The organism is Pseudomonas simiae (assembly GCF_900111895.1).
Lineage (GTDB): Bacteria > Pseudomonadota > Gammaproteobacteria > Pseudomonadales > Pseudomonadaceae > Aquipseudomonas > Aquipseudomonas simiae.
Window position 1 is genome coordinate 949,090 of sequence record NZ_FOKB01000001.1, and the last position, 15,277, is coordinate 964,366.

Below are 15,277 nucleotides of genomic sequence, written 5' to 3' on the forward strand. Positions count from 1 at the left end.
CCTGAAGGGCTACACAGCTTCGCGGTAGGGATTCCTCGGATCCTGCGTCCAATTCAAGAACGGCTTGCCTGTGTCCATCGGCACCATCTCGATACAGTCCGCCACCGGGCAGGTGATCTGACACAGGTTGCAGCCCACGCACTCATCATCGATCACCTCGTATTTATGCGTGCCATCCGCCTGTTTCAAACTGGCGATGGCCTGGTGCGACGTGTCCTCACAGGCAATGTGGCAACGTCCGCAGCCAATGCAGGCTTCCTGATCGATCTTCGCAATGACTTGATAGTTGATATCCAGGTACTTCCAGTCCGTCGTGTTGCCCACCGCACGCCCGGAAAAGTCCTGCAGGCTGTTGTAGCCTTGGCTGTCCATCCATCGCGATAGTCCGTCCTTCATCTCCTCCACAATCCGAAACCCATGCAGCATCGCCGCCGTGCACACCTGCACCGCGCCGCAGCCCAGGGCTACAAACTCCGCCGCGTCACGCCAGTTGCCGATGCCACCAATGCCGCAGATCGGCAGGCCCTGGGTCTGCGGGTCGCGGGCGATTTCGGCGACCATGTTCAGCGCGATCGGCTTGACCGCCGAACCGCAATAACCGCCGTGGGTACTTTGGGTGCCCACCACCGGCAGCGCGACCATGCGTTCCAGGTCGACGCTGGTGATGGAGTTGATGGTGTTGATCAGCGACACCGCATCCGCGCCGCCGCGATACGCGGCCCGCGCCGCCACGCGAATGTCGGTGATGTTCGGCGTGAGCTTGACGATCACCGGCAGCGAGCAATAGGTTTTGCACCAGCGCGTCACCTGTTCCACATACTCCGGCACCTGGCCTACCGCCGCGCCCATGCCGCGTTCGGGCATGCCGTGGGGGCAGCCGAAGTTCAGTTCGATACCGTCGCAGCCGGTGGCTTCCACCAGCGGCAGGATTGTTTTCCAGGACTCCTCGACGCACGGCACCATCAGCGACACGATCAGCGCGCGGTCGGGCCAATCCTTTTTCACCTGGGTGATTTCCCGCAGGTTGATCTCCAGGGAGCGGTCCGTGATCAGCTCGATATTGTTGATGCCCATCACTTCACGGTTGGGACCGTAGTGCGCCGAGTAGCGTGACGACACGTTGACCGCTGCAGGGTCTTCGCCAAGGGTTTTCCAGACCACGCCACCCCAACCGGCCTCGAAGGCGCGCACCACGTTGTAAGCCTTGTCGGTGGGCGGCGCGGAGGCCAGCCAGAACGGGTTGGGGGCTTTGATACCGGCAAATACAATCGAGAGATCGGCCATTACGCAGCCTCCACATTCAACATGAGTTGGGCGTGCATGGCCTCGGCGGCCAGCTTGCCGTGTTGCACGGCCTGCACGGTGAGGTCCTGGCCGAGGCTGACGCAATCGCCACCCGCGTACACACCGGGAATGCTGGTGCGCAGCTGTTCGTCGACGAAAATCCTTTCACCGACACGGTGCAGCTGCTGGGCCAGCGGATCGTGCAGTGCCTCGTTGTCGAAACCCTGGCCGATGGCCTTGAAGATCGCATCGGCAGCCAGGTCGAAGGTTTCGCCGGTCGGGAGCAGACGGCCGTTTTCCATGCGCGTGCGCAGGAAGCGCATGCCGCGCACATGGCCCTGATCGTCCAGCAGCACCTCCTCTGGCTGGGCCCAGGTCAGCAGGCGTACCTGGTTGGCCTTGGCGATGTCCTGTTCATGGTGGGTGGCGCCCATGTCCGCCAGGCCACGGCGGTAGACGAGGTTCACATCGTGGGCACCGAGACGGGCCATCTGCACGGCCATGTCGATGGCGGTGTTGCCGGCGCCGAGCACGATGCAGCGATTGGCCAGGGGCAGTTGGGTCAGGTCGTCGGCCTGGCGCAGTTCGCGGATGTAGTCGGTGGCGGCGAGCAGGCCGGGGGCGTCTTCGTGGGGCAGGCCGAGCTGTTTGCTCGCGGCCAGACCGAGGCCGAGGAACACCGAATCGAATTGCTGATGCAGTTCGCTGAGGGTCAGGTTATCGCCGAGGCGCTGGCCGTGACGAATCTCGATGCCGCCGATTTGCAGCAGAAAATCCAGCTCCTTCTGCGCGAAGTCATCCACCAGTTTGTACTTGGCGATCCCGTATTCATTCAGGCCGCCGGCTTTTTCCCGGGCCTCGAAAATCACCACGTCATGGCCGTGCAAGGCGCTGCGGTGGGCGCAGGCCAGTCCCGCAGGGCCTGCACCCACCACGGCGATACGCTTGCCGGTCGAGGCTGCGCGGTGGAAGGGGTGCTCGGTGAAGTGTGTATTGTCGACAGCATAACGTTGCAACAGACCGATCAGCACCGGCGCGCATTCTTCAGCGTTGTTACGCACGCAGGCTTGCTGGCAGAGGATCTCGGTGGGGCAGACCCTGGCGCAACTGCCGCCGAGAATGTTGGCCGAGAGGATTTTTTGCGCCGCGCCTTGTACGTTTTCGGTGTGGATGTTGCGGATAAACGACGGGATGTCGATTTCGCTGGGGCACGCATTCACGCACGGCGCGTCGTAGCAATACAGGCAGCGCGAGGCTTCCAGTTGTGCCTGGCGGGCGTTGAGAGGCGGTGCCAGGTCGGTGAAATGGCTGGCGAGGGTGGCCCCGTCTTCGTGGGGATGGGGGAGGTGGGTCAGGGTCTGGATCACGGTTTTGGCCTCACGGTGATTGAGGTGCTGCCTCTGATGGGCATTGGTTTTTTTGTTGCCTGTGCTGGCCTCTTCGCAGGCAAGCCAGCTCCCACATGCATCGGGTTCACAGGGTTAAAATGTGGGAGCCGGGCTTGCCCGCGACAGGCCTAAGGCCGTTTTCAGCGCTTCACAGCAGTGCGCCTGGAACGCTCTGCGCGCTTGCTCAACTGCTCGAACACCGGCGGGTACGTCGGCCGCTCTACATACCGCCCGGCCCCGCGCTCGGCGCGCAGGTCGCCATCGGCCCAGACCAGCTTGCCCTGGCTGATGGTATGGCTCGGCACGCCGCGCACGGTCTTGCCTTCGAAGATGTTGAAGTCGACTTTCTGATGGTGGGTCTTGGCGGAAATGGTCCGCGTCCCCTCGGGGTCCCACAGCACCAGGTCGGCATCCGCGCCCACGCGGATCGCACCTTTGCGCGGGTAGAGATTGAAGATCTTCGCAGTGTTGGTGGAGGTCAGCGCGACAAACTCCTGCATCGACAGGCGCCCGGTGTTGACCCCTTCATCCCACAACAAGGCCATACGGTCTTCGATGCCGGCGGTGCCGTTGGGGATTTTGCTGAAGTCGTCACGGCCGGCGGCTTTTTGCTCGGCGCAAAAGCAGCAGTGGTCGGTGGCAGTGGTGTGCAGGTTGCCGGATTGCAGGCCGTGCCACAGCGCTTCCTGATGCCCGCGTGGGCGGAACGGCGGGCTCATCACGTAACCGGCGGCGGTCTGCCAGTCCGGGTGCTGGTAGACGCTGTCGTCCAGCAGCAGGTGACCGGCGAGGACTTCGCCATAGACCGGTTGGCCTTTGCTGCGGGCGTAGGTGATTTCATCCAACGCCTCTTTGGTGGACACATGCACCAGGTAGAGCGGCGTGCCGATGGTCTCGGCGATGCGGATTGCGCGGCTGGCCGCTTCGCCCTCGACTTGCGAAGGGCGCGACAGCGGATGCGCCTCGGGCCCGGTGATGCCCTGGGCCATCAGCTTGCGTTGCAGGTGGTACACCAGCTCGCCGTTTTCCGCATGCACGGTGGGCACCGCGCCCAGTTCCAGGCAGCGTTCGAAGCTGGCGACCAAGGTGTCGTCCGCCGCCATGATTGCGTTCTTGTAGGCCATGAAGTGCTTGAAGCTGTTGATGCCGTGCTGACTCACCAACTCGGCCATTTCTTCACGTACCTGTTCGCTCCACCAAGTGATCGCTACGTGGAAGCCGTAGTCTGAAGCGGATTTTTCCGCCCAGCCGCGCCACTGGTGAAACGCTTCCAACAGCGATTGCTGTGGGTTGGGAATCACAAAGTCGATGATCGATGTGGTGCCGCCCGCCAGACCTGCCGCCGTGCCACTGAAAAAGTCTTCACTGGCCACGGTGCCCATGAAGGGCAGTTGCATATGGGTATGAGGGTCGATGCCGCCGGGCATCAGGTATTGGCCGCTGCCATCGAGTATTTCAGTACCGGCGGGAATATCCAGATTCGTACCAATAGCCCGAATTAGACCGCCCGCGCATAACACATCGGCGCGATAACTTTCATCATGGGTAACAAGGGTGGCGCCACGGATCAACAGCGACATGTCGAGTTCCTCACAGGCTTGACCGGCTTGTGCCAGTTCTAAGTGTTGTAATGCTGCTTACCGATGATCGATTAATTCCTGTCATCGGTGACAGGAATAGAAACTAGCCCGAGTTTTTCGATTGAGCAAGAAGATTTTTCATAAGCTTATATCAATGATAACTAGTTGATTATTAACGATAAAAAACGAAATTCACCAAAATGTAGCGTGCACTCACCATTTTGACGCACTTGACAGGTTCTTAAATTGAGCAACATTTCTTATTGCAAATCAGACGCTTGAGACTTGCCTCTTGACGGGGCGGGGAAATAAAAATAATTGTGTTGCACCAGATTGAGTCCTGATGGTTCGGCCAACTTTCGCTTTAGTTAGCCTGAGTAAAGCGGCAAGTTCCGAAGGCTCACTCGGAAAGCTGATAAACATCAGCGAGTTATATAAGCGGTGTGGGTGCGGTAACGGTTGTCGGCACGGATATTGAGTGCAGTGGCGGCTGGCCGGGCCCGTGATGTCATGTTGTTTACGAGGTACTCCGGCCACCTGCACACACCTTGCAGGCGAGCAACAATAATTCGAAAAAACCGTGGAGCGGCCATGCAACAGAACAGATCGCAAGTCATTGAGCGCAACGGCCTGTACGAACTCGACGCCGGCCCCGACGTCCTCGACAGCCCCCGCTATAACCACGACATGGCACCGACCAAGGTGCATGAACGCACCTGGAACAAGTGGCACATCACCGCGCTGTGGGTCGGCATGTCGATCTGCGTGCCCACCTATACCTTGGGCGGGGTACTCACCGCGTACTTCGGTCTGTCGGTGGGGGAAGCGCTGATGGCGATCCTGCTGGCGAATATCGTGGTGCTGATTCCGTTGACCCTCAACGCCTTCCCCGGCACCCAGTACGGCATACCCTTCCCGGTCTTGTTGCGCTCGTCGTTCGGCATCCTGGGTTCCAACGTGCCGTGCCTGATCCGGGCGCTTGTGGCCTGTGGCTGGTTTGGTATCCAGACGATGTTTGGCGGGCTGGCGATTCACCTGTTCCTGGGCTCGATTTTCGAGGGCTGGAAGTCCCTCGGCGGCAGCGGTGAAGTGATCGGTTTCATGATGTTCTGGTGCCTGAATCTGTGGGTGGTGCTGCGCGGCGCCGAGTCGATCAAGCGCTTGGAAACCCTGTCCGCGCCGCTGCTGGTGGCGGTGGGCATCGGCCTGCTGGTATGGGCGATGCCCAATGTGTCCATCAGCGAGCTGATGGCCATCCCGCCCAAGCGTCCAGAAGGTGCGAGCCTCACGGGCTACTTCATGGCTGGCCTGACGGCGATGGTGGGGTTCTGGGCTACCTTGTCCTTGAATATTCCTGACTTCAGCCGCTACGCCAAAAGCCAGAAGGACCAGATCCTCGGGCAGATCTTCGGTTTGCCGCTGACCATGTTCCTGTTCGCCGCCCTCGGCGTGATCATGACTGCTGCCTCGGTCAAGCTGGTGGGGGTGAGCGTGTCCGATCCGGTGACCCTGATCGGGCATATCCAGAGCCCGGTGTGGGTGGCCGTGGCCATGGCGCTGATCATCGTCGCGACCTTGTCCACCAACACCGCGGCGAACATCGTCTCGCCCACCAATGACTTTCAGAACATTGCGCCGAAGCTGATCAACCGCACCACGGCGGTGATCCTCACCGGTTTGGTGGGGTTGGTGCTGATGGGCCATGAACTGCTGAAAAAACTCGGCTTGATCGTCTCGGATGTGAGCCTGGAAACCGTGTATTCCAACTGGTTGCTGGGCTACTCAAGCCTGCTGGGCCCGATCGCCGGGATCATGGTGGTGGACTACTTCATCACCCGCAAACAGCAACTGGACCTGGCCGGTCTGTACCGCGACGACGTGTACCCGGCGTGGAACTGGAGCGGCTTTATCGCCTTTGGCGTGCCGGTGGTGCTGACCTTGCTGTCGCTGGGCAGTGATGCGTTCAGCTGGTTCTACAGCTATGGCTGGTTTACCGGTTCGGCCTTGGGCGGGTTGTTGTATTACGGCCTGAATGCCAGGCGTGGCATCAGCCCCGTTGCCGCCAAGTCACCTCTGTAAACACGGCCAATGTGGGAGCTGGCTTGCCTGCGATTGCATCACCTCAGTTCGGCAGAAATACCGAGCCGCCTGTATCGCAGGCAAGCCAGCTCCCACACACGCCAGCTCTCACAGTTGAGTGAGTCAATTCATAAGAAATGTAGCCTGAGGAGATCCCCATGAACGCTGCCCTCGACGTTCTGCAATCGACCCATCAGCACATCAACCGCGACCGCTTGTGGCAGTCGCTGATGGACCTGGCCAAACTTGGCGCCACCCCCAAGGGCGGCGTGTGCCGCCTGGCGCTTACCGACCTCGACCGCAAAGCCCGCGACCTGTTTGTAAAGTGGTGCGAAGAAGCCGGTTGCACGGTCACGATCGATGGCATCGGAAATATCTTCGCGCGGCGCCCCGGCCGCAATCCCAACCTTCCACCGGTGATGACCGGCAGCCACATCGACACCCAGCCCACCGGTGGCAAGTTTGACGGTTGCTTTGGCGTACTCGCCGGCGTGGAAGTGCTGCGCACCCTCAATGATTTGAAGGTAGAAACCGAGGCGCCGCTGGAAGTGGTGGTGTGGACCAATGAGGAAGGCTCGCGCTTTCCGCCGTGCATGATGGGCTCGGGGGTGTTTGCCGAGAAATTCACCTTGGCGGACACCTTGGCCAAGGTGGATGTGGATGGCGTCAGTGTCGGCGACGCGCTGAATGCGATTGGCTATGCGGGCTCGCGCGCGGTAAGCGGTCATAAAGTGGGTGCGTATTTCGAGGCGCACATCGAACAGGGTCCGATTCTTGAGGACGAGCAGAAAACCATCGGCGTGGTGCTCGGCGCACTCGGGCAGAAGTGGTTTGACCTGAAACTGCGTGGAGTTGAGGCGCATGCGGGACCAACGCCGATGCACCTGCGCAAGGATGCCTTGGTGGGCGCGGCGGCAGTGGTAGCGGCGGTGAACGCAGCGGCACTGGGGCACCAGCCTCATGCGTGCGGGACGGTGGGTTGCCTGCAGGCTTATCCGGGATCACGCAACGTCATTCCAGGCGAAGTGCGCATGACCTTGGACTTCCGGCACCTGGAACCGGCACGTCTGGATTCGATGATTGCGCAGGTGCGCAAGGTCATTGAAGACACCTGCGCCAAACATGGACTCAGTTTCGAGATGGAACCCACCGCTGACTTCCCGCCGCTGTATTTCGACAAAGGCTGCGTAGACGCTGTGCGCAATGCGGCGAATGGCCTGGGCCTGTCGAACATGGACATTGTCAGCGGGGCAGGGCACGACGCGATCTTCGTTGCCGAACTCGGTCCGGCAGGGATGATCTTTGTGCCGTGTGAGGGTGGCATCAGCCATAACGAAATCGAGAATGCCGCACCTGATGACCTGGCGGCAGGGTGTGCGGTGCTGCTGCGCGCCATGGTCGCCGCCTCGGCAGCCATCGCCAACGGCAAACTCGCTGCCTGAAACCCGGCGGTTCAGTTAGGTGTTTACTGATTGGTCCACTGCAATCGCAGGCAAGCCAGCTCGCACATTTGAAAGGCTTCACAGCTTAAAAATGTGGGAGCCGGGCTTGCCGCCCTGATAGACGATGCTGTTACTGGGAGATTGCCTCGTTGGTGCCATCTGCGACTCGATCCACCAACAGCTGCACGCCCTCCACCCTCCGACAAATCCCCCGCACCACACTGCGTTGCGGACCATCGACTTCAAAAACCGGGTTCGCGGCAATGGCATTGATGGATTCAAGATCCTGAGAGGCATTGACCAGCAGGGTTTCGTTGTCGAGGGCGGGCCCGAAAGACATGTCCCAAACCTTCGTATGCCAGATTCAGGAACTACTAAAAAGTCGCTTTACTCAATCGTTACCACGATCCTGCTGGCGCTATGCTTGGTGTATATCGGCGGCGGCTGGCTTCTTTCGCCAAGTCGCCCGCAATTGACAGAGGTTGTACTCTGCACGCCTCTGAGCAATGACGCGTCCGTCTAGGGTGTGAAGGATGATCGTGGAGGGGCAACTGTTCCGTTCACCTACCGATACTACGTCTATCGCACCTTTGGGACTGACACAGAAGTATTGTCTGCTTTGGAAGGTGCCAGTCCATTTTTGATTACGCGTGACGCATCGGCAAAGATTGAGGTGCAAGGCCAAACGATCACTGTCTCGGTGGCGGGGGATGTTTCGGACTACCACAGCCGTACGCTGTATCGACATGCCAATGGCGGCGATTGCACGGTGGTCAGTGTTTATCTTGATAGCCGGCCGCAAGTGAGCGAGTCAACGTTGACTCCTTGATTCCCCGCAATCAGGAAAGTGTGAGCTGGCTTGCCTGCGAAAGGGGGCATCAACCCGTTGATTCGGCGACTGGCTCACCGGCATCGCAGGCGAGCCAGCTCCCACATTTAAGTCGATGCGTGCCAACCCCCGCCGAGCGCAGTCACCAACCCTACACTGGCTTGCAGTTGCCGTGTCTGCACCGCCTGCAAGGTCCGTTGCGCCTGCAGCGCTGCCGTCTGCGCGGTCACCACGTCCAGGTAGCTCACGGCCCCGGCCTGGTAGCTGTTCATCGCCAGCGATTGAGTGTGCTGTGCCGCATCCGCCGCTGCCTGCTCATCCTGTGCCTCTTGCTGCAAGTCGCGCAGCTGAGCCAGGTTGTCCTCCACTTCGCGCACGGCTTTCAGCACCTGGCTGCGGTAGTGCGCCGATGCCTCTTCAAACTCGGCCTTGGCTTGGCGTTCGTTGGCACTTAGGCGACCGCCATCGAAGATCGGCAAGTTGACCAATGGCCCCAATGCCCAATAGCGATTGCCGGCGGACAGCAGGTTGCCGACCCCTTGCGTCTGCCCGCCAATCAACCCCGTCAGACTGAAATCCGGGTACCACGCCGCCTTGGCCACGCCGATGTTGGCGTTGGCCGCAAACACCCGTCGCTCTGCCGCTGCAATGTCCGGGCGGCGTTGCAGCAGGTGGCTTGGCAATTGCGAGGGTATCCCCGGCAAGGAGATCAATTGCGGGCTCGGCGACAATGAAAAATCACTGGCGGCCACACCCACCAGCTCACCAATCGCATGCTCGGTCAGGTTGCGCTGCCCGCGTATTTCATCCCATTGCGCCTTGGCTTCGGCCAGTTGATTCTGCGCGCGTGTAAGGTCCAGCTCCGAGGCAATCTGGCCTTCATAGCGGCTACGGGTCAGCTGTAGCGCCTGGCGGAAATCATCCAGCGAACGGTCGAGAATCCGCGCCTGCGCATCCAGCCCATTGAGCTGCACATACAACGTCGCCAACTGATGCTGAAGGCTCAGGCGTGCCACCGCCAAGTCATCGCCGGATGCCTGCGCCTGGGCATCGCCCGCCGCGACCTGGTTGCGGATTTTGCCCCACAGGTCCAGGTCGTAGCTCAGTGAAAAGCCCGCGGTATTGCTGTTGTACACCGAGGGTTGCGTATCGCCCCTCAGCGGTCGCGAATCCGATTGCCGCTGGCGCAACGGTTGCGCGCTGGCAGTGATCTGCGGGAACAGCCCGGCATGCAGTTGGCTGGCATACGCCTGGGACGCATCGAAATGCGCCAGTGCCGCGGCCAAATCCGGGTTGGCCTTGAGCAGTTGCTGTTGCAGGTCGTTCAGGCGCGAATCGTTGTAGAGCGTCCACCACTCGGGAGCCAGTTGGTCGGACGGTTGCGCGCTGTGCCACGGGCCGTCGCTGGTCTGTTCGCGGTAGCCGGCGGGCAGGTCAACCGCAGGCACCTGGTAGGTTGGGGCCATGGAGCAACCCTGCAATGCCAGCAGCATCAAGGCCGCGAGAGGTTTAAGCCTTGGGCGCATGCGCACCTCCCGAGGCATCGGCCAGTTGCACCGGGTCACCTTCACGCAGGGCGTCGGGCGGGTTGTCGACTACGCGATCGACCGGTTTCAGGCCTTGGTCGATCACCAGGCGTTCACCGAGATCCAGGCCGATGTGGATGGTTTGCAGATGCACATGATTGTGCGCGTCAAGCACAGCGACCTGAGTACCTTGGGCGCGAAAAATGAGGGCGCTGGCCGGGATGCTCACGCCATGGGTGTCCGCCGGAATCGGCAGCGTCGCTTCGGCGTAGTCACCGGGCAGCAATTCACCGTTGGGGTTGTCCGCAACGAACTGCGCAAGCAGGGTGCCGGAGCGGCGGTCGATGGCGGTGGAGTCGCCGATCAGGCGCGCCTTGAAGTGCTCGCCGGGATGCTCGGGCACCGTCAGTTCAGCTTCAAGGCCGGGGTGGATGACCGCCGCGTAGTTCTGCGGCACCGGTACGTACAGACGCAATTGATGGGTGTCGGCAATGTTGAACAATTCCGGGTCACTGTCGGTATCGGCCTTGATCAACTGGCCGATATCGGTGTTGCGTGCGGTGATGGTGCCGGCGAATGGTGCGCGGATGGTTTTGTAGCTTTCCAGTGCGGACAGCCGCGCATAGTCGGCAGCGGCGGCTTCGGCATTGGCCTTGGCGGCTGCAGCGTTGGAGGTTTTCTCATCGGCTTCCTGGCGTGATACCGAGTGGCTGGCGAGCAGGTTTTGCCAGCGCGTGGCGGTGGTTTGCGCCAGGCGTGCGTTGGCCTGTTCCTGAATCAGCCGGGCGTGGGTTTGCGCCATTTGCTGGTCCAGGTCCGGGCTGTCGATTTCGGCCAGGATTTGCCCGGCTTTCACCTGCGTACCTATGTCGGCTTTCCAGTCCTTCAGGTAGCCGCTGACGCGGGCATGGATGGGCGCCTTGCTCCAGGCTTCCAGGTGCGCCGGCAAGCGCAGGGTGTCGCCGGCGGCGTTCTGTTGCGGTTGGAACACCCGCACTTGCGGGATCGCTGCAGTCTCTGTCCAGGCGGTGACCGATTGTTCGTGCAGCGTGCGGGCATGCAGGCCATTGGCGACCAACAGGGCGGCCAGGGTCAGGCCGCCGACACCCATGAGCATCAGACGCTTGCGCGAGGGTTTGTGATCAGACGACATGTGGGGTTTCTCCTGCAACAGCGCGAGTAGGGTGACGCCCGTGGATCAGACTGAAGACCACGGGTACAAACAGCAGGGTGGCGATGGTGGCGAAGATCAACCCACCGATCACAGCCCGGCCAAGGGGGGCGTTTTGTTCCTCGGAAATGGCCAGGGGCAGCATGCCGATTATCATTGCCAGGGCGGTCATGCACACCGGGCGGAAGCGCGTATAACCGGCCTCCATCGCGGCTTTGAGTGCATCGCCGTGTTCGGCCAGGCGTTCACGGCAGAAACTCACCACCAGGATCGAGTTGGCGGTGGCCACCCCCATGCACAGGATGGCGCCGGTCAGTGCCGGCACCGACAGCGAGGTGCCGCTGAGGAACAGCATCCACACGATTCCCGCCAGTGCGGCCGGTAACGCCGTGATGATCACGAACGGATCGGCCCAGGACTGGAAGTTGACCACGATCAGCAGGTAGATCAGCACCACAGCACCGAGCAGGCCGAAGCTCAAGCCACTGAAGGCTTCATGCAGCGCATCGATCTGCCCATGCAGGCTGATCACTGCGCCTTTGGGGCGCATGGCCGCGGTGTCATCCAGTACCTTTTGCACATCGCGGGCCACGCCGCCGAGGTCGCGGCCTTGCACGTTGGCGTACAGGTCCAGGGTCGGTTCGATGTTGTAGTGGGTCACTACCGCGGGGCTTTCCACCCTGGAAATACTTGCCACACCGCCGAGGATCTGCGACTGACCACCCGCGCCGGTCACCGGCAAGGCTTCCAGTGACGGCAAGCTGTCGAGACGGTATTGCGGCGTCGCGGCGACGATTGAATACGACACGCCGTTGGCCGGATTGAGCCAAAAGGTCGGGGCCACTTGGGAGCTGCCGGCCAGGGAGGCGACCATGCTGTTGGTCACGTCACGCTCGGTGATGCCCAGGCCATTGGCGCGCAGGCGGTCGACGTTTACCTGCAGGGACGGATAGCCGGTGGACTGCTGGATTCGCAGGTCGGCAATGCCCGGTACATGTTGCAGTCGTCGCTCCAGTTCCACCGCATAGGCCCGGTTTTCTTCATCGCTGCGCCCGGATATTTTCACGTCCAGCGGGGCCGGGGCGCCGAAGTTGAGGATCTGGCTGCTGATGTCTGCCGGTAGAAACGCGAAGTGGCTGCCGGGGAAACTTTGCGGCAGGGCTTCACGCAGCTTCTTCACGTAGTCGGCGGTGGGCGCGTGGTCTTTTTTCAGCGTGACCTGGATATCGCCGTCCTGCGGGCCGATGGTGCCGCTGCTGCTGTAGGCCATGTCGATGCCGCTGAGCGGGATGCCGATATTGTCGACGATAGTGTCGAGTTCCTCGGCAGGAATCACCTCTCGAATCCGCGCTTCGATACGGTCGAACGCGGCTGCGCTTTCTTCAATGCGCGTGCCCAGCGGCAACCTCACGTGAAGGGCCAGGGCGCCGGCGTCGGTGGCCGGGAAAAAGTCTTGGCCCAGACTGGGTAGCAGCAGGAACGACGCGAGCACGCAGGCGAGGAAACCGACGATAAAGCGCTTGCGATTGCCCAGCGCCAACGTCAATAGGCCATGGTACGTGTCGCGGATATTCGAGAAGTGCCGCTCGAAGCCCTGCTGGAAGTTCAGCACCCCTTGCAGCACGGCATTGCGTTGTTGGGTGTGCTGCTCGCCCTCGTGGTGGTTGATAAATTCATCTTCCGGGTGATGGCCCGCGCCTTGCTCCGGTACATGGGGCTTGAGCAGGAACATCGCCAGGGTCGGCACCAGTGTGCGCGAGAGAATGAACGAGCTGGCCATGGCAAAGATCACCGCCAGGGCCATCGGCCGGAACAGGTAGCCGGCGATGCCTTGCAACAGGAACATCGGCACGAACACGATGCAGATACACAGCAGCGAGACGAACGCCGGTCCGACTATCTGCGCGGCGCCGTCGAGGATCGCGGTCTTCACCGCCTTGCCTTGCTCCAAGTGCCAGTTGATGTTCTCGATGGTCACCGTGGCATCGTCCACCAGGATCCCCACTGCCAACGCCAGTCCGCCGAGGGTCATCACGTTGAGGGTTTGCCCGCTGACCGCCAGCAGCGCGATGGCCGACAGCACTGCCAGGGGAATCGATGCGGCGATAATGATCGTGGAGCGCCAGCTGCCGAGGAACAGCAGGATCATCGCACTGGTCAGCAACGCCGCGATGATGCCCTCCTGGGCCACGCTGCCCACGGATTGCTTGACGAACACCGAGGCGTCACCCAGCAACGAGGTCTTCAGCGACGGCGGCAGGGTTTCGTTGATACGCGGCAGCATCTGGCGGATGCCGTCGATAATCGACAGGGTGGAGATGCTGCCGTTTTTCAGTGCCGGCATCAGTACCGCACGGTGACCGTCGACGCGCACGATATTGGTCTGTGGCGGCGAACCGTCCCGCACGTGGGCGACTTGGCCGATGGTGATCAGCGCGCCGTCGACGGTCTTGATCGGCAGGTCATTGAGCTCATCAATGGCCTTGGGGCTGTTGTTGAGCAGGATCGTGTATTCGTTGGGGCCGAGTTTGGCGGTGCCCACCGGGATGATCTGGTTCTGCAACGCCAGGGCGTTGCCCACGTCCTGGGCTGACAAGCCTTTGGCAGCCAACGCCTGCGGGTCGAGGTCCAAGGTGATCTGGCGTTGCTTGCCACCCATTGGTGTGGGCATGGCCAGACCGGGCAGGGCGCTCAGGGGCAGGCGAATGTTGTTCTGCACCAAGTCGCGGATCTTTGCTTCCGAGAGGCTGGGGCTGGAGAACGCCATTTGCAGGATTGGCACCGTGGAGGCGCTGTAGTTGAGGATCAGCGGCGGCGTGATGCCTGGCGGCATCTGCTTGAGCACGGTTTGTGACACCGCCGTCACCTGGGCGTTGGCGGTGCGGATATCCACGCCGGGTTGGAAGAAGATCTTGACGATGCCCATGCCGGGCAGGGATTGTGACTCGATGTGTTCGATGTCGTTGACGGTGGTGCTCAGGGAGCGTTCGTAGGTATAGATCACCCGACCGGCCATGGCGTCCGGCGACAGGCCGTTGTACTGCCAGACCACGGCAACCACGGGGATGCCGATGTCCGGGAAAACGTCAGTGGGGGTACGCAGGGCCGCCATCGGCCCGATGATGCAGATGAATATGGCCAACACGATAAACGTGTACGGCTTTTGCAGTGCGGTCTTTACCAGCCCGAGCATGCGTGAAACCTCCGAAAGGAGCAGGATTGCAAACCCCGGCAGTCTCACGCGACCCACCTAACACGCACCTTTCAGTCAGGTGAAGGAACATTTAGGAAGGGGCTGAAGATCGTTTCATATGTATTCATTTGTTCTACACAGGGTGGCTCCTCAAGCTTGTAGCCCACCGGACACATAGTCCTTCTTTGGAGCCCTGCCATGTCACTCAAACCTCTTTTGTTGATCCCCGCCCTCGGTGCTGTGCTGTTGTTGTCGGCGTGCGCCGGCCCGATCCCCAAGGCGGACCCGAGCGAAGCGTGGATCGGTTTGAAAGAAGAAGCCCCCAACGACCTGATGGCTGAGCGCGTGGACGGTCATCGCGTGGATGACGGACGTTTCTTCGAAGTGACGCCGGGAGACCATCGCCTGGATGTAACGCTGTTCGAGGAAGAGCCAGGCGACGACAACCAGCAGGACTGCCAAGGGCGGGTCGAGTACAAGCACTTCAAGGCGGGTGAGCACTACACCCTGGTGGAGTCGAGCCTGGGCACCACCGTGCGCGCATCCTTGATGGATGGTCACGGCAAGGAAGTGGCGGCGACTCAGGACTTCAATTGCATGCCTGGCTAGGCGTGATGCGCTGCCACCTTATGGGGTTTGGCGGGTGCAGCGGGTCTGACGTGGGGGGGATGGTGCCGACGGGTGATGCGCAGCACCCCCCACAACATGGCGCCGGCCACCGCCAGCCAACCGCAGATCAACAGGACAATCGTTGTTGCAAGGCTCATTCGGGCCTCCTTTCGCCC

Annotated in this window: 11 protein-coding genes; 3 read left to right on the plus strand and 8 right to left on the minus strand. The window is 61.2% G+C overall.

Annotated features, from left to right (window positions below; all coding sequences use genetic code 11):
• Nucleotides 1-9: 9 nt before the first annotated feature.
• The 3 genes from preA to hydA all read right to left on the minus strand — a co-directional run bounded on the left by preA (nt 10) and on the right by hydA (nt 4,252).
• Nucleotides 10-1,284 (minus strand): NAD-dependent dihydropyrimidine dehydrogenase subunit PreA, encoded by a 1,275-nt coding sequence (preA, locus tag BMZ57_RS04590; RefSeq protein ID WP_010209390.1) that lies wholly within the window; start codon nt 1,282-1,284, stop codon nt 10-12.
• Nucleotides 1,284-2,651, minus strand: coding sequence for an NAD(P)-dependent oxidoreductase (locus BMZ57_RS04595; protein ID WP_069672520.1), 1,368 nt, complete (start codon nt 2,649-2,651; stop codon nt 1,284-1,286). Before BMZ57_RS04595 ends, preA begins: the two co-directional genes overlap by 1 nt.
• Nucleotides 2,652-2,812: 161 nt before the next feature.
• The gene (gene hydA / locus BMZ57_RS04600) at nt 2,813-4,252 is read right to left on the minus strand and encodes a dihydropyrimidinase (RefSeq protein WP_069672521.1); all 1,440 of its coding nucleotides are present in this window, start codon (nt 4,250-4,252) and stop codon (nt 2,813-2,815) included.
• A gap of 591 nt (nt 4,253-4,843) precedes the next feature.
• Here hydA and BMZ57_RS04605 point away from each other — a divergent pair.
• Entirely contained in the window at nt 4,844-6,331 is a 1,488-nt protein-coding gene (locus BMZ57_RS04605; RefSeq protein ID WP_069672522.1) for an NCS1 family nucleobase:cation symporter-1, read from the plus strand.
• A 158-nt stretch (nt 6,332-6,489) separates the two neighbouring features.
• Entirely contained in the window at nt 6,490-7,773 is a 1,284-nt protein-coding gene (locus BMZ57_RS04610; RefSeq protein WP_021492832.1) for a Zn-dependent hydrolase, read from the plus strand.
• Between the two features lie 130 nt (nt 7,774-7,903).
• On the opposite strand, the gene BMZ57_RS04615 is transcribed toward BMZ57_RS04610, so the two are convergent.
• The 4 genes from BMZ57_RS04615 to BMZ57_RS04635 form a co-directional block, all read right to left on the minus strand.
• On the minus strand, nt 7,904-8,113 hold the full coding sequence (locus BMZ57_RS04615) for a DUF6124 family protein (RefSeq protein WP_021492831.1): 210 nt from the start codon (nt 8,111-8,113) through the stop codon (nt 7,904-7,906).
• Nucleotides 8,114-8,709: 596 nt separating this feature from the next.
• Nucleotides 8,710-10,128 (minus strand): efflux transporter outer membrane subunit, encoded by a 1,419-nt coding sequence (locus tag BMZ57_RS04625; RefSeq protein ID WP_069672523.1) that lies wholly within the window; start codon nt 10,126-10,128, stop codon nt 8,710-8,712.
• Nucleotides 10,112-11,281: an efflux RND transporter periplasmic adaptor subunit gene (locus BMZ57_RS04630; protein WP_010209401.1), complete on the minus strand. Its 1,170-nt coding sequence runs from the start codon at nt 11,279-11,281 to the stop codon at nt 10,112-10,114. Before BMZ57_RS04630 ends, BMZ57_RS04625 begins: the two co-directional genes overlap by 17 nt.
• A complete protein-coding gene (locus BMZ57_RS04635) occupies nt 11,271-14,492 on the minus strand; it encodes an efflux RND transporter permease subunit (protein WP_010209403.1) in 3,222 nt (1,073 codons plus the stop codon). The genes BMZ57_RS04630 and BMZ57_RS04635 overlap by 11 nt, the downstream gene beginning before the upstream one ends.
• Nucleotides 14,493-14,690: 198 nt before the next feature.
• On the opposite strand from BMZ57_RS04635, the gene BMZ57_RS04640 reads away from it, so the two are divergent.
• Complete coding sequence (locus tag BMZ57_RS04640) at nt 14,691-15,101, plus strand: PA0061/PA0062 family lipoprotein (RefSeq protein WP_010209405.1); 411 nt, start codon at nt 14,691-14,693, stop codon at nt 15,099-15,101.
• Here BMZ57_RS04640 and BMZ57_RS29460 read toward each other — a convergent pair.
• Nucleotides 15,098-15,259, minus strand: a complete 162-nt coding sequence (locus BMZ57_RS29460; protein ID WP_021492829.1) for a hypothetical protein — start codon at nt 15,257-15,259, stop codon at nt 15,098-15,100. The two genes, BMZ57_RS04640 and BMZ57_RS29460, sit on opposite strands and share 4 nt — an antisense overlap.
• Nucleotides 15,260-15,277: the final 18 nt, after the last annotated feature.

Bases quoted from the DNA above. Each gene is read 5' to 3' on its own strand.
- preA (WP_010209390.1), bottom strand. From the start codon at position 1,284: ATGGCCGATCTCTCGATTGTATTTGCCGGTATCAAAGCCCCCAACCCG.
- hydA (WP_069672521.1), bottom strand. From the start codon at position 4,252: ATGTCGCTGTTGATCCGTGGCGCCACCCTTGTTACCCATGATGAAAGT.
- BMZ57_RS04605 (WP_069672522.1), top strand. From the start codon at position 4,844: ATGCAACAGAACAGATCGCAAGTCATTGAGCGCAACGGCCTGTACGAA.
- BMZ57_RS04610 (WP_021492832.1), top strand. From the start codon at position 6,490: ATGAACGCTGCCCTCGACGTTCTGCAATCGACCCATCAGCACATCAAC.
- BMZ57_RS04615 (WP_021492831.1), bottom strand. From the start codon at position 8,113: ATGTCTTTCGGGCCCGCCCTCGACAACGAAACCCTGCTGGTCAATGCC.
- BMZ57_RS04625 (WP_069672523.1), bottom strand. From the start codon at position 10,128: ATGCGCCCAAGGCTTAAACCTCTCGCGGCCTTGATGCTGCTGGCATTG.
- BMZ57_RS04630 (WP_010209401.1), bottom strand. From the start codon at position 11,281: ATGTCGTCTGATCACAAACCCTCGCGCAAGCGTCTGATGCTCATGGGT.
- BMZ57_RS04635 (WP_010209403.1), bottom strand. From the start codon at position 14,492: ATGCTCGGGCTGGTAAAGACCGCACTGCAAAAGCCGTACACGTTTATC.
- BMZ57_RS04640 (WP_010209405.1), top strand. From the start codon at position 14,691: ATGTCACTCAAACCTCTTTTGTTGATCCCCGCCCTCGGTGCTGTGCTG.
- BMZ57_RS29460 (WP_021492829.1), bottom strand. From the start codon at position 15,259: ATGAGCCTTGCAACAACGATTGTCCTGTTGATCTGCGGTTGGCTGGCG.